The sequence below is a fragment of the Defluviimonas salinarum genome (assembly GCF_026013545.1).
GTDB lineage: Bacteria > Pseudomonadota > Alphaproteobacteria > Rhodobacterales > Rhodobacteraceae > Albidovulum > Albidovulum salinarum.
On sequence record NZ_JAPDOG010000027.1, the window covers coordinates 1 to 16835 of the forward strand.

Sequence of the window (16835 nt, forward strand, 5' to 3'; positions counted from 1 at the left end):
CTGTCGTTCTCGCCCTTTTTTCGCGGGCGCGGATAGCCGGCGGCCCCGTCGAAGAACCGGCCATAGGCCGCGTCGAGATCCTTCAGCGCCATCTGCAGGCAGTGGACCGGCACCTCGGCCAGGAACGGGGCCACGGCCTTGAGGTCCGTGATCTCGCGCTTCTGGCCGATCCAGCTGATGCTGTGTCCGGTTGTCGCCCGGTGCTGGCGCCAGAAATCGCGGCGCTGCTCGAGGCCGAGATTGTAGACGAGGCGGCAGCAGCCGGCGATGCGCAGGAAGGCCGCCTCCTGCGCAGGCGTCGGGTAGAGCCGGATGCGGGTCGCCTTGAGCTGCGTCATGAATGCGAATATAGTTGGTCTGATATTTTTTCGGAAACGAAAAATGACCGATTTCAGAGCCGGACGGCACGTCGTCCACCTGCTTCATGCCCACTTGGTCTTGACGACGAAGTATCGCCGCCGCGCCATCGAGACCGGGCGCGTCCGCGCGCTCCTCGGCGAGACCATGGCCGCCGCCTGCGGCGACATGGGGGCGGAGCTCCTGGCCTGCGAGGCCGACGGCGATCATGTCCATCTCCTCGTCGCCTATCCGCCGCAGCTCGCGCTGTCGCGCCTCGTCAACGTCCTGAAGGGCGTCAGCTCGCGCCGGCTCCGGCAGCAGGGCTGGCCCGAGGTCCGGCGCTGCCTCTGGGGCGAGGCCTTCTGGTCGCCGAGCTACTGCGTCGTCTCCTGCGGCGGCGCGCCGCTCGATGTCGTCAAGGCCTATGTCGAGAGCCAGAACGCCCCCGGCCGTATCAGGACCGGCGCGGTGCGCCGCGCCGCCGCGCGGGAAGAGAAAAGACGGCGGGAAGAAAACAGACGCCTCGACCCCTCCCTGAAGGAAGGGGGTTGCGGCTAAATCTGCTCAATGGCGCACCGAATCTTCTTTTGATTTTCGCGCACCGCGGCAAGGATCGCGGGGTGAGGCACTCGAAACGGGAGAGGTGGAATGACGATCGGAACCCGGATCTGGGTCGTGGCCTACAACCACGAATACAACGAGACCGCCGCCGCCTTCGCCGATCCGCGGAGCGCCGTCATCGACATCGCGAGCCAAACGGGATGCTCCGATGCACTGGAGAACGGCGCGGACGAGGAGTTCTGGGAAGCGGTGATGGAGGCCTATGAGGGCGGCTGGAAGGGGCTGTCGGTCCACGAACTCGACACGGCCACCCTCGAGATGACGAAGCGCAGCCCCGAGGATCTGCGCTTCACCCGCGAAGAGCTCGCCGAGGTGGATGACCGCTTCGCCGCCGGCACGCTCGAACCCTGATCGGAAGGAGACGCCATGTCCTCGGAAGCCCGCAAGACTCTTCTCGAACAGATCCGCGCCGTAGCTGCGGCACAGGTCGATCCCGGTGCCTTTCTCCAGTCGCTGCAGGCCGACATCGAGGAGCTTCCAGGCGCCTATGTCTCCTTCGCCACGCGTGATGTGGCGCGCCTGGAGGGGCTCTCCTATTTCGACGGGCGTCCGGAGATGACGGCGGCCGATAAGCAGGCCGCGCTTTTCAATGCTTCCACCGACTATGCCGAGGGTTATGCCTCCGAGGACGCCATCACCTACGAGATCGAACGGGTTCTCGACGAGGACTACCCGCGCGAAGATCTGGAGCCCTGAAGGATCACCTTTTCAGTTGAAATCCGGCTCCGGCCCGTCTTCGGGCCAGAGATACTCCATGGATCTGGAGGCCAACGCCGGGGTCGGCGATGCGTTTGCTGCGGCCCGCTTCCCTTCGAGGCCCGGGAAACTGACGTCGACGGGATCAGGTCCGAAGATTTCAGCCAGGTCCTCGCCCGCGAGGTGACGGCGCTCGACGCCGAGACCGCCCTCCAGGCGCATGAACGCCTCCATGGCGGCGAATGGATTGCCGCTCGCAATGGCATCCGCGAGGCCGGACGCGGCAAAGGCCTCGTCGACGGCCTTGCCGCTGATGTCCGGCATGCTCGTGGCAACTCCGTTCCGATCGATGACGGCCAAGGTCCTGCGCATCTCCATCCTCCGTGCAGCACCGGCCCCGGGCGCCCGAGCACGTCCGCGAAAAACGCCGAAGCCAATTATATTTCTGGCCAATTTCCAGCGGCCCGTCCATATCCTGACTCAACAGACTCGAAGGGTCTGCGATGGTGGCCCCTTCGAGTCGCGGATCTACATGGGGCTCATGCGGCATGACCGGACAACTTCAGGCAAACAACGATGTCTTCGAGGTCGACCTCGCGCAAACCGGGTTCGGTTTTTCCTGGTCCCCGGACGCCGGCTGGGGGGAGGATCCGCTTCACTTCCTCTCGAACGACACCGGCACTTTCGATATCACCTCGATCTCCTTCACGAACGTGACGCTGAACGGGATCGAGGCCCATTATGCCTACGACACCGATTGGGCCCACACGACACCGTATTACGACATCGCCTACGGCTCCTCGGTTTTCGCCTTCCTGTTGCCGGGCGGCACCGGCTACCGGCATGAAGACTATGCCGACTTCAGTTTCTCCTACGACAGCTGGAGCTACGGGCAGTCGGGAACGCTCTACGCCTATCAAAGCCTCTCTCTATTCGTATTTCGATCTCGCCGTCGACTACCAGGGGAAATGGGCCTTCGAGTTCGACTACACGATCAGCGACGGCACCGCGGGCTCTACGGCGCACGCGATCTACACTCTCCTCTTCGACGGTCTCGACGCCATCACGGATCCCGGGATCGCCACGACGATCGGCGCCCGGGATCTCGGGAGCCTGCCGTCGATCGCGGAATCCTACGGCGGGATCGACGGGCTCTATTTCCATGTCTACGGCTGCGACGACCCGTCGCTCGTCTGGAGCCAGGACTACGAGACCGGCCGGATCGTGATCGATCCGGGCCAGTTCGCCGATCTCGCGCCGGGTGAGAGCCGCACGATCACCTTCGACTACCAGGTTCGAGATTCCCTGCGGTGGGATGACCGCACCGCGATCTACACGATCACCGGCGGGCCTCGCGAGATCCATGTCGGAGAGGACGGCATCGCCAACGGGTCGGACGACAGCGAGGCCATCCTCGGCGCCGACACCTCCGACACGATGAACGGTGGCGGCGGCAACGACGTCATGGAGGGCGGCGCCGGATCCGATGCGCTCGACGGCGGCGCAGGTGACGACATCCTGGATGGTGGCTCCGGCGATGATATTCTCGAAGGCGGAGACGGCGCGGACCGCCTCTTCGGCGGTACGGGCAACGATGTCCTGGCCGGCGGCGCGGGCCTCGACACCTACGTTCTCGCACCCGGGTCCGGGGAGGACCGGATCATCGACGACGGCGGCGCGATCGAACTTCTTGCCGACATTCCCGACGACATGATCAGCATGATCCTCTACGAGGTCAACGGGAAGCGCGAGCTTCACATCGACATCCTCGACGAGAACGGGAACCATACAGGCGACCGGCTGATCATCGAGAATTTCAACCAGGACACCTCGGCAGCCGTCCGGGACTGGAACCTGGACGGCTTAAAGGGCTTCACCTTCGGCGGCGGCCGCCTCGTGATCGACACCGTGACGGCGCCCACCACGAGCGATCCGGGGGCGCCGCGCGAGATCACGATCCGGACCATCACCCGCGAGCCGGTGGTCGAGATCCTCGATTTCGACGCGGGCGACCTGCGCCTCATGCGCGACGCCGAGACCCCCGACGATCTCATCGTCTATCTCCGTGAAACCGGCATCTCGCTCAGGATCGCTGAACAGTTCGGGTCCGATGGCTCCGCGATCCCGGCCGTCCGCGGCATCGTCTTTCACGAGGCGGACCCGCTCGACCTTACCGGGGACCTCACTTTCGAGGGCACCCTGGCCAGCGAGGAGATCCGGGCCTCGGCCCATCACGATCTTCTCATCGGCATGGGCGGCAATGACGTCTTCAGCGGCTACGCCCAGGAGCTCGACGGGGACGCCGTGGCCGATATCGGTGCAGGGGACGCGATCCGCGTCCTCGATCTTTCCTTCGGGCGCGAGGCGGTCTCGATCTCGAATACCGGCTGGCTCACCGTCGACACCGATGGGGACATGGTCAACGAGATCGCGATGCAGCTCCGGGACTGGTCCTGCCTTGGTTACCGCGTCGAGGATCTTGGTGATGGCGGAACCCTGATCGAGTTCGCGTCGGTTCCGCCGACGGTCGTCGGGGGCGACATCTGCGTCGTCGGGGGAGCCAGGCTGACGCTCGACAGGCTGTTCGATGTCGGTGACCAGGACGGGGACATCGCCGCGATCGAGGTCATGGTGTCCTTCGCGGGCATCGACATGACGGATCTGGAGGCGAATTTCCAGGACCTCGGATGGGGGATCGCCTACGAGGACTTCCTGTCCAGCGTCGATCTCGACAGGCTTGGTTTCGGCGAGATCTCCGGCGACACCGTCTCGTTCACCCTCACTTTCGAGGAATTCCAGGCCTTCGAATTCGTGAACCTCGGCATGTGGCGCGACCCCGGAAAACGCGTTCCGGGAAGCTGGGACCTGGTTTACGATGAGCAGCCGTTCGATGGCAGTATCGGGATCTCCCTGCGGGCCCTGGACGAAACCGGCAACGCCTCGGAATGGGCGGAAGCCATGGTCTACACCGACGAATACCGGATCGGCGAGCCGGCCCCGCGTGACTGGGCGCTCGACCCCGGCGGGACCGGAACGGCCATTGATGTCCTGACCTGGTCCACCAATGCGCTTTTCGGCGCACTGGAGATGATCGTCGGTGCCACGGCCGGCGACACCAGCGAAATGGCCGAAGCCCTGCGCAAGAACGTCGGCAGGTTCGTCGATTTCGGCGGCCAGGCGCTCAATGGGCTCGGCTTTGCGGCCGATACCTATACTGATGCCGCCGAGATCCTCGGCATCCTCGACAGCAAGCCCTACGTCACGGATCGCGAGTTCCAGAACAAGATGGGGGCTTTCGTCGTCGGAAAGATCTGCTCCGCCCTTGTCGAGATCGCAACCTGGATGCCCTTGCCCCAGATGGCCGCAATCGAGCTCGCGCTGGACACGCTCCTGACCATGCTTGACGAGACCAACGCCATCGAAGACCTCATGAACAAGGCCTACGAGGCCATGCATCACGAGGATCCCGCCGGCTTCCTGGCCGGCACGGACCTGTCCTGGTTCAATGACCTCGCCGCCGATGCGGCCATTGCCGCCGTCGAGCGGACAGAGACGATGCGCACGGCGGGCGGCCTGGTGCAGAATGCCGCGGCAATCGACGTCTCGAGCCTGCCCGGCCTCGACGAAGAGGCGGTGGGCCGCCTGGCCCAAGCCGAGACCATCGCCCTCATCGGCGTCGATGCCGAAAGCCTGACCGAGGTGGAGGGCGGCGTCGAGATCTCGGTCGATCTGGCGGACGGCACACAGACCATCGTGATCCCCGGCAAAACCATCGCGGACATCTCTCTCTTCGAGAGCCACGCGGCCTATGTGACCCATGTCATCACGAGCGCCGGCCCGCGCGGTTTCTGGGAAAACTGGGTCCGGGCCGGCTCCAGCCCGGTCGAATTCCAGGCCAGCAGCCACGACGACCTCCTGATCGGCTCGCGCGGCGACGACACCTTGACCCTCGGAGGCGGCTCCGACGAGGTCTACGGCGCCGAGGGCGCGGATCGGGTCACCATCGACGGCGCGCTGACGGTCGCTGATGACAGCTTCCGCATCGTCGACCTGAACTTCGCGGAGGGCGACACGATCATCCTCGCGGGCTTCGACCGCGAACGTGCGATCACCAGTTTCGAGGATCTGCGGGAGTACGTCGATGCGGGCTATGTCACCGTCAAGGCATGGGACGACGGGAGCGGCGATCTGGACGTGACCTTCTCTGGCCTCGATGCCGGCCTGGCCGAGGCGGACAACATCATCACCGGCAGCAAGGGCCAGGATGTCCTCCACGGCTTCGGCGGCGATGACGTGATCTCGAGCGGAAACGGGGATGACCGGCTCTTCGGAGGAGCCGGGGATGACAGGCTCGACGGCGGCAACGGCGCGGACGCGATCCTTGGTGGCGACGGCGCGGACATCCTCATCGGCGGCAATGGCGACGACACCCTGATGGGCGGCGCCGGCGACGACGTGATCGATGGCGGCCGCGGCAACGACCTCATCGACGGCGGCGCGGGCAATGATGTCCTCTTCGGCGATCTCGGCAGGGACACGTTCGTCTTCGCGGCTGGCGATGGCAAGGACCGGATCACGGACTTCGCAAGAGGGTCGGACGTGATCCGCTTTGCCGGGATTTCCCAGGACGAGATCACCATCACCCAGGTCGGCAAGGACGTGGTAATCGACTACGGCGAGGGCGATATGCTGACGCTGGCGGGCATCAGCCAGTCAAGCCTCGGTGCCTCGAGCTTCGAGTTCTTCTGACGGACGGAGTCCGAAACGCGGAAGAAGCGCAGTCAGGCCGGCGAACACCCCGGCCTCACCGTCAGCTCCTCGTAGGCCCGGTTGAGATCCAGCATCCGCCGGTGCGCGATCTCGAGCATCTCGCGCGGCAGGCCACGCGCGGCGAGCCGGTCCGGATGCTCCTCGCGGACCCTGGCCTTCCAGGCCGCGCGGATCTCCTCCTCGCCGGCGTCCGAAGGAACGCCAAGGACCTCGTGCGGGCTCCAGGCGTCCGGAACATGCCGGGCCTCGATCATCCTGAAGCGCGCCTCGGGGATCGCGAAGATCCCGGCGACGGTCCAGAGGCAGGACGCCTCGTTCGGGTGATACTCGCCGTCGGCCATCGCGACATGGAAGAGCGCATCGAGCACGTCCTCGCGCAGCCCGTCCGCATGGGCGCCATGCCCGATCGCGCGCGAAATCTTCCGGGCATAGGCCTCGTAGCCGCTTGGATCCTGGCCGCAAAGGTTGAAGACCCGCGCCGCGTTCTTCTCCTCCCCGGGAGGGACCTGCAGGATAGACCGCACGACGGCAACCTCGTCACGCGTGATGAGACCGTCGGCCTTGGCGATCTTCGCCGAGAGCGCGAGAAGCGAAATCGAAAAGCCTTCAGGGTCCGTGGGGCCGACAGCCGGCATCGAGCCGGCAAAGGGGTCCATCCTTCCGAGCCGGTCGAGGAGCCGCTTCCAGAAACCGGCCGCCCGGCCTACCAAACTGTAGTCGTTCATCGACATCTCGAGCGATCGCCTCCGGGCGGCGCGGCCTGTTGGCGGAGATTCGGTCCGCTCGAACGGTCCAATATGTTTTCGCGTTTTCATTATCATGGCCTAACCAGGATGGGAACCGAAGATATCTGGGATAATCACATCATGCGCGCCGACACCCGAGACCAGGTCGAGAAGGCCGACTATACCGGCATGATCCTGAATTCCCTGGCCGCCAGGCTGCGCGCGGCCGGGCTGGGCGGCGTGCTGCGCATCGACACGTGCGACGTCCTGAACACGTTTTCCGAAAAGGCTCTCTGCGACGACACGCTGAAGGCCATCGATCATATCCGGACCTGGCTTCCCGCCGGCGCCATGCCCGTGATGTTCGCCGTCGAGAAGGACGGTACCGGCCGGACGACGCTGTCCGGCATCCCGATCGACGGTCTCGGGGATGAGGCTGTCGGCACCACGATCCGTGATCTTGCCTTCATCCGGGACCTCTTCGAGGATCATCCCGGAACCTGTGACGACAGCTACGCCTTCGGCCGGGCCGGCAGGATGAACCCGGGCGATCGGATCGCCACGATCTGGGCCGCCTCCCCGGCCGAGGCGGCGCTGAAATTCGCGGCGACAATGCGGCCGGGGCTCTCCGCGGCCCCCGTGGACAGGCTGTTCAGCTTTGACCCGCACCAGGCGGGCCGGATGCAGATGCGCCGCTGCGATACCTGGACGGAATACGAGGTCCAGTCGGAACTCTTCACTGCCTGCGCGAGGGTCGAGGGGCGGTTCGAAGGGCCGGAGCCGATGTGACGGCGCCGCGCCGCTCTCAGGCCGGGCCGTAGGGCAGCGCCGCCCGCACGGAGGCGAGTACGCTCCGCTCGTTGTAGTCCGCCGGGATCTCGATCATCGGGATGCCGGCCGAGGTGAGCGCCATGCGCTTGATCCCGTCACGCCTGCGGGCATCGGCGGCCGCCTCCCGGGTCCATCCGTAATGGCCCTTGCCCTGGTATTCGATCGTGGCCACCGGGTTGAAATCGCGGTCGACCACCACGAAATCCGCCCGCTTGGAATTGATCGACAGGAAGGCCCCGCGATCGTCGGAGCGCAGGAACTCGCCAAGGCTCACCTGCGCCAGGAGCTGGCTGCCGCCCCCGAAGAGCGGCTCGAGGTTCCGCGCCAGGATCGAATGGAGCCTGGTTTCGGAGCGGTTCAGGACCGGCACCTTGCGAAAGGCCGGCCCCTCCGGCGCGCGGCCGCGGCGGAAAAGGGCCCTTCCGGCCGCGAATACGGCAAGGACCAGGATGATGATGCCAACGGCCGAGAAATCCATGAACTTGCCCCGATCAAGGCGCTCAGTGAGGCCGGGCGGCGGTCGCGGGGATCTCGCGCCAGCACCACTGCGGCGTATGGCGGTTCCGGCAGAACTGCTTGAAGCTCCATTCGGGATCATGGGTCTCGATCGTCGTGACCTTGCGGCTGTTGCCGTCCAGGATCTCGATCTTCACCCGCACGGGGTCCGCCGCCGAAAGTGCCATTGATGTCTCCAATAGAAGAATGATTTGCCGTGGTGAATTTGGAATGTTTTTCACTTTTTCGCAATTCCGAAAATCACGAAAACGGGGTCCTCCGGCTTTTTTGTGGATAGCGGCGCCTGTGCCGTCGCCGCGGCGGCGGCCCGGCGCTACATTATGCGAAATTTCTAACCGGAAACCGCCATGCTCGACGCCATCCTTTCAGCCGCCGTGATCTTGTCTCCAACCGCCGCCGCCGGCGCCTGGATCATTTTCAGCGGTCGCATGGCCGCCACCGGGAAAACCTCGCCGGATGTGGAAGTGCCAGCCACCGGCAGCGTCCGCCATGGCACGCTTCCCATCGAGACCGCATCGCGGCGCGAACCGCCGGTCACCACTGGCCGCGGCCTCTGCGGCCGGGCGGCTCCCCGGGACGTGCCGCCCGATGGGGGGGCCGACATCGGCCCTTCCGGTTGCGGTACCTCGGATTGCGGCTGCGACTGAATTTCTAGAAGCGGAGGCCGGAGTCGGTCTCGGCGTTCTCCGCGGTCTCGAAGGGGTCGGCAGGGAAGACGCCGGCATCCGCTCCCTCGCGGATCGAGGGAGTCACACCGGTCGCATGCAGAAACCCTTCGAGGCTCCTGTCGGCCGCGGGGCCGAAGGCGGGCGCCCCAATCACTTGGCTCACCGCCCAACGGATCTCGTCATGTGCGACCTCGGTCATGAAGAGGGTGCGCAAGGCCGCGCTGCCGGCCGGACCCTCGACATTGCGGGTGGCCGCAACGGCCTCATTCAAGGCCTGGAAGATCGCCGCATCGTTACGGTCGAGGTCATGAAACAGGGCCGCCGCCCCCCGCACCCCCTCGCCGAGATCGCGCCGGTCAGCCTCGATCGCATCGAGATAACCCAAAAGCGCCTCCGGGCTCCACCTGCCCTCGACACCGCCCTCGTAGGCGGCGTCGTAGACCGGGCGAAGGGCGGCGGAGATCTCCGGGTCGCGCTCGGCCTCGATCCGCGTGACGCGGGCGTCGATCGCGCCATTCCGGAAACCGGCCTCGGCCATGCCGTCGCGCATGCCGACGACACGTTCGGCCAGAACCACCTTCCCGGGGCTGTCGATGATCTCGCCCAAGGCGAGATCTTCCGCGTTGCGCCCGGCGAAGACGCCGGAAATGGCCACCGCGGCGGCGAGGCTGAAGCCCGCGCCAAGCGTCAGGGCGGCCAGGGGGCGGCGCGCGGCCGGGGAGAGCTTCGGGAGAAGGTTACGCATCGCCGGTGTCCAATCATTTTCTCTTGTCTCTTTTTCGCAGTCTCGCAGCCGAGGCAGAAAACCGGAAGCCGTCGATTCCATATTGAAGACCGCGGCGGGATAGAATAGTTTTTCGCAAATCGTATCATGCCTTGCGCGAGACCCATCATGGCAGCCAAGACCTTGTCCGAGAACCGGCGCGCCCGCCACGACTACGCGATCGAGAGCGATCTCGAGGTCGGCCTCATCCTTCTTGGCTCCGAGGTGAAGAGCCTCCGCCGCGGCGGCTCGAACATCGCCGACAGCTACGCCACGATCGAGAACGGCGAACTCTGGCTGATGAACGGCTATATCGCGCCGCTCGAGCACGGTGGCATTTTCGGCCACGAGCCGCGCCGCAAGCGCAAGCTCCTCGCCTCGCGGCGCGAGATCGCGAGGCTCTGGTCCGCCACGGCGCGCGAGGGCCTGACGCTCGTGCCGCTCCGGCTCTATGCCAATGAGCGCGGCGTGATGAAGCTCAGCCTCGCGGTTGCCCGCGGCAAGAAGAAGGCCGACAAGCGCGAGGCGTCCGCGGCGCGCGACTGGAACCGGCAGAAGGCGCGGCTCCTGAAGACCGCCAGCCGGCTCTAGGCACTTCGGCGCCATATTCGATCAGCCCTGCCAACCCGGAGAAGCCATGATCCTGCAATGGGAATGCCTGCATGAGGAGTTCGCGTACCGCGCCCCCGCCCCGCTGTTCGGGTCGATCCGCGTGGAGCGAAGCTCGCAAGGAGCGGAATGGTCCGTGACCTGGTCCGTTCCGGGCTATAGCGACACGCTCATCGAAGGCTCCTGGCCTGACGCCGACACGGCAAAGCGGGCAGCGGAGGAGCATGTCGCGACCGCAGCATATCCCCTCGGCACCGGGGAGGAAGTCAACCTCGCCAATCTGCTCATCGTCCAGAAGGGGCCGATCGAGTTCGCCTGCCGGTACCGCAACTGGCGCGGCGAGGTCTCCACGCGCCGGCTGCGCGCGATCGCCGTCTGGCACGGGTCGACGGACTGGCACCCGACGCCTGGCCTCATGCTGAAGGCGCTCGACCTCGACAAGGGTGCCGAGCGCGACTTCCGCCTCGTCGACTTCGATTTCGGCACCGTGATGCCCTTCGCGGCCCGCGATGTCTCCGAGGCGGTTATGAGCCACCCGGAGATGCTTGGACATCTGCGCGAGGCGAAACAGCTGGCCGGACAGGGCTTCGACGAGGTGGTCTCGATCCTCCTCAGCCACGAGGCGGATCGTCCAGGCGCCGATCCGGCGCGGATGGATGCGGCGGCCGCCAGGCTCGAAGAGGCGGCCCGCATCATCCGCGAGCTGCGCGCCGGCCGGACCGAGGCCGACGAGGCCGGGCTCTGAACCGGGCCGGCCCCGGCGAACATGTGGATAACCGTCACAGGTCTATTTTTCGCATAACTCGCATCACATAGGATGTCTTCGTGAATTTTCGATTTCCCGGAGCCTCCCATGCGTTTCCCGACCGATCCGCGCCTGTCGCCCGACCAGGCCGCCGCCCTGCGCAGGAACCGCGTCCTGGGAAAGGGCGCCGAACGTATCATCCTCGAGATCCCCGACATGGCCAGGCTGATCGGCGTGCTGGACGATGTCGCCCGCTCCGCCGCAGATCCGGCGCGGCTGCGGGATCACGGCCCTGCGGCGGCGGAGCGGTTCTACCGCGAGCCGGACCGGGCCGCAGCGCCCGGGGATGGTGGCACCGTCTCTCCAGGCGCGTTCGTGGACGCCTATCTCGAAGCGCATGACCGGATCCCGGATTTCGACCGGGCTTTTTCCGCTCTGTGCGAGATCACCAAGAGGCGCCAGAAGCTGCGTTCGATCATGTCCAGCCAGCCGATGCCCGTGATCTCGGACATCGCGATGCGGTCTCCGCTCGAATACCTGGCGATGGATGACGAGGCCATGGCCTCCTGGATGATCTGGCGCAAATGGCTCTACGACATCGACAACCGGATCGGCCAGGAGACCGGCTACCTCGTCGCCTCGGTCATGGCCCTCGCCCTCGGTGGCCGGGTCTGCGAGGCACGAACCTCCCCGATCCGGCGTTCCGGCGGCGATTTCGCCCGGCGCAGGGTGGACTGCATCAAGGACAACCGGGCCTATGACCTCAAGGCGCGGCTCACGGATGCGCCGAGCCGCCGGGCCCGGATGGGCGACGAGATGGCCTTTGCCCGCGACTGCAGCTTCTCCGGCTTCGTGCCGGTGCTCCTGGTGCTCGAGGATCCGGGGCCGGGACGTTCCGAGGAGCTGGTCGAGGCTTATGCCAATTACGGAGGATCCGTCCTCTACGGCGAAGAGGCCTGGAGCCACGTTCATGAGCATGCCGGCCCCATGATGTCGGCCTTCGTCGATCTCTTCCTGCGCCGTCCGGTCCGCGCTATTTCCAATGCTGGCGACCGGCCGCTCGACCTTACGCTGCGGGCATCGGAGGAGGGCATCAATATCGAGCTTCTCGTCGCCGAGCCGCGCATGCAGGCGATGAGGTTTGGCCGGGCCTGAAAGACGGCAGACGCCGTTTTCGAGTTTCGGCCAGAAGGTCCGGCCCGTCAGTGCATAGGATGTCTTAAAGGAACTGGAAGTCGTCCGCGGTGATCTGGCTCGCGCTCGTCAGGCCGGTGAGGAGGACCGTGATGTCGGACACGCCGTTCCCATCGGTGTCGACCAGCACCCTGTCGCCATCGACCCGCGCCTCGGAGTTGTCCGAGCCGCCCGTGAAGGCGCCGTCGCCGAGATAGGCGAAGGTTCCGGTCAGAAGGCCCTCGAAGCGCATCACGTCGCCCTCATGGGCGCCGCCGTCGAGCGCGTTGAAATCCGCGATCGTGTCGGTGCCCCAGTGGATCGACCTGAACCGGAACACATCGGCCCCCGTGCCGCCGATGAGGACATCGTGACCGAGATGCCCGTCGAGAAGATCGTTGCCGTTACCGCCATCGAGGGTGTCGTTGCCGCCATGCCCGCGGAGGTCGTCATCACCATTGAGGCCGGACAGCAGGTTCGCCGCACCGTTTCCGTCGAGAATGTTTCCAAGCGCGTTTCCGGTCCCGTTGACGGCCGCGGATCCGCTCAGGATGAGCCGTTCGATGTTGTCGCCGAGGATCCAGTCGAACGGGCTGGAAACTCGATCGGCCGTGCCTCCGTTCGCGAGTTCGATGACGACGTCGCCCGGGCTGTCGACGTAGTAATTGTCCTGTCCGGCGCCGCCGATCATCGTGTCGTTCCCGGTGCCTCCGTCGATCGTGTCGTTCCGCCGCGTGCCGTAGATGACATCGTCGCCCCCGGTCACGTGATCGGTGATGACGCGGTTCAGGATGTCCTGCTCGCCCAGGGCCGCATCGGCGAAGACGATCTGCTCGATGTTCGCGTTCTGGTTGCCGATGCTGTAGTAGGCCTGCCTCTCGAGCGTGATCAGGCCATCGGGCGTTTCAATGGTGACATCGCCCTCGTTGACGACACCGAAAATGACCTCGTTCGCCGAATACCTGGTCAGATCGAGCGTGTCCGACCCGTGATTGAGCGTGCCACCGCGGATGAGGTCGTTTCCGGACGTGTAGATGATCGTGTCGTTCCCGTCACCGCCGGTGACCGTATCGTTCCCGGCGCCCGGATCGAGGATATCGTCCTGCGCGGTCCCGATCAGATCATCGTCGACCGCGCCGAAGAGCGCCGGATAGGCGGCGGCGAGAGCCGGCGTAAAGACAAGGGTTATGCTGTCGCCGTTGCCGTAGCTCAGAACATAGTTAAGGCCCGACGTTTGACCAATGACGCCGGCCGGAAGCTGGTTGAGATCGGCGATCGCCACGCCGTCGATTTCGAGCGCGTCTTCGGTCGGGTCGAGGTCGAGGATCATGTCGTCGCCGTCGCCGGTCAGGAAAATGAAACGGTCGCCGCCGGCACCCCCGGTGAGCCGGTCCGAGCCCTGCCCGGAAATGATGATGTCCCGGCCTTCGCCGCCGTCGATCAGGTCGTCGCCGTCGCGCCCCATCAGCGTGTTGTTGGCGCTGTCTCCGGCCAGGTCGTCGTCGCCGTCGGTGCCTCCGATCTCGAGGTCGGTAACGGTCGGGATGCTCAAGCCGCCGGGAGCGCCGAGCAGTTCCGTCGAATAATAGCCATAGAGGTTTATCCCGAAGTCGCCCGGTGTGAAGTCGCGAATGACCAGACCAGTGTAAGCCAGACCCACCCCCGCCTCTGGTACGAAGGTCGGGTAGGAAAACTCGACCTGGAGGAGAAGATCCGATCCGATATAGCCACATTTGATGTGGGCGCTGGTCGCCAGGTTTGTCGGAACCCGAAGATCATAGTAACCGCTCTGCAGCCTGCTATTTGCGACATAGAAGGCCTGGTTGACCGGTGAGCCGCCCCAGAGATCGCCCTTGTTATAGAACAGTTGTCCCAGGTCGATATCGCCAACCATGATACGGCCGCAACCATCGCGGTCGTAGATTTCGTTGATGAAGCTGGCGTAGAAGCCTCCGGTTCCTGGACTTATCATATAAGTGTCGAAGCCGTCTCCTCCCAGAAGCAATGTCCTGGCTCCGTCCAGTTCGCGTAGCGTGGAATGTGATGGAGGATCAGAAAAGTCGTCATCGTCGAGCAGCCCCAATCCGCGCGAAAAGAGCGTGTCATCGCCATCCCCGCCAGACACGATAACGAATCCGGAATAGTCGATGATCCGGGTCGAGGCATCGCTCCACGCGATGTGTTCGCGATCTTCCCAAAAATAGCCCTCGCTGATCTCCCGGTCCCAATTGATGGTCAGCGTCAGCGGCGTGGAGGACACCTCTATCGACGAGGCACCCGCCAGGGTGTCATTCCCCGTCCCGCCCACCAGGAGCTCGAGGCTCATCGTATCGCCGTTGATCGAGACCTGCCCCGATCCCTCGTAGATGCCCCAGTCGAAGCCCGTGCCGCCATAGGCGGCAAGGTCGAACTCGTCGAAATAGATACGGTCCTCCCCGCCACCGGCATCGATGACATCGGCGCCGAGGCCACCGCGAATGACATTGGCGCCGTCGTCTCCGGTCAGCAGGTCATCGAAGTCGGAACCCTCGATATTTTCAAAGCCGGTGAGCGAAAGATTGATCCGGCCGAGAGTGTCGGTGCCGAAGCTCGCGGAGAGATCGATCTCGACGGCGACGTCCGAGTCCGAGAAGACCAGGCTGTCGCCCTTCTCCGTGTTGTCTCCGCCTTCGAGCGCCAGGGACGGGCCGTTGCTGGTCGCAAAACCGGCCGAGAAGCTGACGATGTCATCGTAATCGGTTGCGATAAGGTTCTCGACCTCTATGACCAGATCCACGCCACCGTAGCCGTCAACGACACCGATGATATTGTCCGTTCCGTAGAGCTGCTCCGCCGCGGCCCCGGAAAAGCCGCCAACGATAGCCGTGAGCCCGGCAGCCCCGGCGCCGCGATCGCCCGAATAGTCGGCGGTGTCATTGCCGGACTGGCCAAAGAGGATGTCGTTCCCACCTCCGCCGATCAGCGTGTCGTTGGCATCGCCGGAGATCAGAATATCGTCGCCACTCCCCCCGTCGATACTGTCCTCACCGTCGCCAGTACGAAGGAAATCGTCAGCTCCTGTCAGAGACAGGTGGATGTTCATTGCGATATCGCCAAGAATTCCATAGCCGCTTTCAAGGATATTGCGATCAGCGCCGGGGAAAGCCTGATAAAAAGCAGGATTGCCCGTGACGAGATATTGCGCCGCCGCCCCCCACAGTGTCAGTTCATCTGGCGTCCAGTCCGGGTATCTATCTATTATCGCCAGAAGCGCCGGATCAGGTCCAGAAACTGCCGGTGGCGTTACATCTGCCAGATAACTGTTGATATCTATGCCGACCATCCAGAGTAGCGATGCTGCATATGAATTGCTGTTCTGACCGAGGCCGTAGAGATAGTCAGTATTCGCATCCATGAATAGGTTGTGGATTTCCTGGAGTTCGCTCCAGAGAGTATCTGCCTGCTCACCGGTGGCAAGGATAACCGACTCGGTTTTTGCCGAATCCAGATAATTCGGAGTATTTTCCGAAAGGGTGTGGTTTCGTATGGGTGCAAAGGAAAACGTGGGAAATTCCTGCCATGTGTCAGCAGAATACGGCGCTTGCACCTCGATTTCCAAAGGAGCACCGCCATTGCCAGGATCGTAAACGATCTGAAGATGGCCGTAGTGGAGGCCAATCGAGCCCATGACGTCGATATAATTGGCGGCAAGGTAAAGCGTTCCCATGATCTACTCCACGGTAATAGAAATATTGGCGCCAGCCAGACTGCCGGCTTCATCCCAAGACATGATTACCCCTGCGCCCTGTAGGAGGCTTATGCCGAAGAGCGTGTGTATAAGGTTTGGCCGTAGCTCAAGATAGCGCGCAGCCTTAATGCTTGATGAAAGAATGATGACCGGTCTTCTGTCATCGAGAGGTTTATGGCCATCAGCAAAAAGCGGCAGGAGTTCCAGGTTTTCGAAGCCGAACACCGAGAGCCATTTGGAAATCTCGCTGGGCCCATCGAGGCTTGCGGCAATTCGGAACAGGCAGACTTGCAAGTCTGCCGTCGACCCGACCGCGCGCCAGTCGAAAGACAGCCATGCCGGGTCGTTTCCTTCCTGCGCCTGCAAGCCGGGGCAGTCTTCGACGCTTTGGTATTTTTGGATGGACCGGCGGAATTCCCGCCACCTCGGGCTATCCTTGTTGATTACCTTGCCCCCGAACCTGAATGGTTCCGTGTCCTGGCTGGACAGGTGATCATAATGGATTTCGCACGACTCTTTTCGATCGCACGTTGCCAGTTTCGTGTCTTTCGAGATCTGTGCCGAGGCGTCGCCGGCAGCAAGAAGACAGGAGACGTAGATAAGGAAGCGGGACGGCCAAGCACGCATGTGCGTCATGATCTATCACTCCAAA

At 64.1% G+C, this 16835-nt stretch carries 17 protein-coding genes; 9 read left to right on the plus strand and 8 right to left on the minus strand.

Going from position 1 to position 16835, the window contains the following annotated elements; all coding sequences use genetic code 11:
- On the minus strand, positions 1-338 hold a 338-nt coding region (locus OM960_RS20350), incomplete at its 3' end, for a helix-turn-helix domain-containing protein (protein ID WP_264773256.1).
- 43 nt (positions 339-381) lie between these two features.
- On the opposite strand from OM960_RS20350, the gene tnpA reads away from it, so the two are divergent.
- The 3 genes from tnpA to OM960_RS20365 all read left to right on the plus strand — a co-directional run bounded on the left by tnpA (position 382) and on the right by OM960_RS20365 (position 1656).
- Entirely contained in the window at positions 382-897 is a 516-nt protein-coding gene (gene tnpA / locus OM960_RS20355) for an IS200/IS605 family transposase (RefSeq protein ID WP_264773257.1), read from the plus strand.
- A gap of 90 nt (positions 898-987) precedes the next feature.
- Positions 988-1311, plus strand: a complete 324-nt coding sequence (locus tag OM960_RS20360) for a hypothetical protein (protein ID WP_264773258.1) — start codon at positions 988-990, stop codon at positions 1309-1311.
- 15 nt (positions 1312-1326) lie between these two features.
- Positions 1327-1656, plus strand: a complete 330-nt coding sequence (locus OM960_RS20365; protein WP_264773259.1) for a hypothetical protein — start codon at positions 1327-1329, stop codon at positions 1654-1656.
- 12 nt (positions 1657-1668) lie between these two features.
- Here the strand turns inward: OM960_RS20365 and OM960_RS20370 are convergent, their stop codons facing one another.
- On the minus strand, positions 1669-1980 hold the full coding sequence (locus OM960_RS20370) for a hypothetical protein (protein WP_264773260.1): 312 nt from the start codon (positions 1978-1980) through the stop codon (positions 1669-1671).
- A 528-nt stretch (positions 1981-2508) separates the two neighbouring features.
- Here OM960_RS20370 and OM960_RS25475 point away from each other — a divergent pair.
- A complete protein-coding gene (locus OM960_RS25475) occupies positions 2509-6405 on the plus strand; it encodes a calcium-binding protein (RefSeq protein ID WP_290428724.1) in 3897 nt (1298 codons plus the stop codon).
- A 32-nt stretch (positions 6406-6437) separates the two neighbouring features.
- Here OM960_RS25475 and OM960_RS20385 read toward each other — a convergent pair whose 3' ends face one another.
- Entirely contained in the window at positions 6438-7151 is a 714-nt protein-coding gene (locus OM960_RS20385) for a molecular chaperone DjiA (RefSeq protein ID WP_264773261.1), read from the minus strand.
- 141 nt (positions 7152-7292) lie between these two features.
- Here OM960_RS20385 and OM960_RS20390 point away from each other — a divergent pair, with 141 nt between their 5' ends.
- Positions 7293-7940 carry a hypothetical protein gene (locus OM960_RS20390; protein ID WP_264773262.1) on the plus strand — a complete coding sequence of 216 codons (648 nt, stop codon included), beginning with the start codon at positions 7293-7295 and terminating at the stop codon, positions 7938-7940.
- A 16-nt stretch (positions 7941-7956) separates the two neighbouring features.
- Here OM960_RS20390 and OM960_RS20395 read toward each other — a convergent pair whose 3' ends face one another.
- Together OM960_RS20395 and OM960_RS20400 are read right to left on the minus strand one after the other, a co-directional pair.
- Positions 7957-8460: a DUF2726 domain-containing protein gene (locus OM960_RS20395; protein WP_264773263.1), complete on the minus strand. Its 504-nt coding sequence runs from the start codon at positions 8458-8460 to the stop codon at positions 7957-7959.
- A 22-nt stretch (positions 8461-8482) separates the two neighbouring features.
- Positions 8483-8665 carry a hypothetical protein gene (locus OM960_RS20400; protein ID WP_264773264.1) on the minus strand — a complete coding sequence of 61 codons (183 nt, stop codon included), beginning with the start codon at positions 8663-8665 and terminating at the stop codon, positions 8483-8485.
- Between the two features lie 180 nt (positions 8666-8845).
- Here OM960_RS20400 and OM960_RS20405 point away from each other — a divergent pair, with 180 nt between their 5' ends.
- Positions 8846-9145 carry a hypothetical protein gene (locus OM960_RS20405; RefSeq protein ID WP_264773265.1) on the plus strand — a complete coding sequence of 100 codons (300 nt, stop codon included), beginning with the start codon at positions 8846-8848 and terminating at the stop codon, positions 9143-9145.
- Positions 9146-9149: 4 nt separating this feature from the next.
- Here the strand turns inward: OM960_RS20405 and OM960_RS20410 are convergent, their stop codons facing one another.
- Positions 9150-9911: a hypothetical protein gene (locus tag OM960_RS20410; protein ID WP_264773266.1), complete on the minus strand. Its 762-nt coding sequence runs from the start codon at positions 9909-9911 to the stop codon at positions 9150-9152.
- 147 nt (positions 9912-10058) lie between these two features.
- On the opposite strand from OM960_RS20410, the gene smpB reads away from it, so the two are divergent.
- From smpB to OM960_RS20425, 3 genes are all read left to right on the plus strand, one after another.
- Entirely contained in the window at positions 10059-10520 is a 462-nt protein-coding gene (gene smpB / locus OM960_RS20415; RefSeq protein ID WP_264773267.1) for an SsrA-binding protein SmpB, read from the plus strand.
- Between the two features lie 46 nt (positions 10521-10566).
- A complete protein-coding gene (locus OM960_RS20420) occupies positions 10567-11283 on the plus strand; it encodes a hypothetical protein (protein WP_264773268.1) in 717 nt (238 codons plus the stop codon).
- A gap of 108 nt (positions 11284-11391) precedes the next feature.
- Entirely contained in the window at positions 11392-12438 is a 1047-nt protein-coding gene (locus OM960_RS20425) for an ApaLI family restriction endonuclease (protein WP_264773269.1), read from the plus strand.
- A gap of 64 nt (positions 12439-12502) precedes the next feature.
- On the opposite strand, the gene OM960_RS20430 is transcribed toward OM960_RS20425, so the two are convergent.
- Both OM960_RS20430 and OM960_RS20435 read right to left on the minus strand, forming a co-directional pair.
- Positions 12503-16162 carry a calcium-binding protein gene (locus tag OM960_RS20430; protein WP_264773270.1) on the minus strand — a complete coding sequence of 1220 codons (3660 nt, stop codon included), beginning with the start codon at positions 16160-16162 and terminating at the stop codon, positions 12503-12505.
- A 3-nt stretch (positions 16163-16165) separates the two neighbouring features.
- Entirely contained in the window at positions 16166-16819 is a 654-nt protein-coding gene (locus tag OM960_RS20435) for a hypothetical protein (RefSeq protein ID WP_264773271.1), read from the minus strand.
- Positions 16820-16835: the final 16 nt, after the last annotated feature.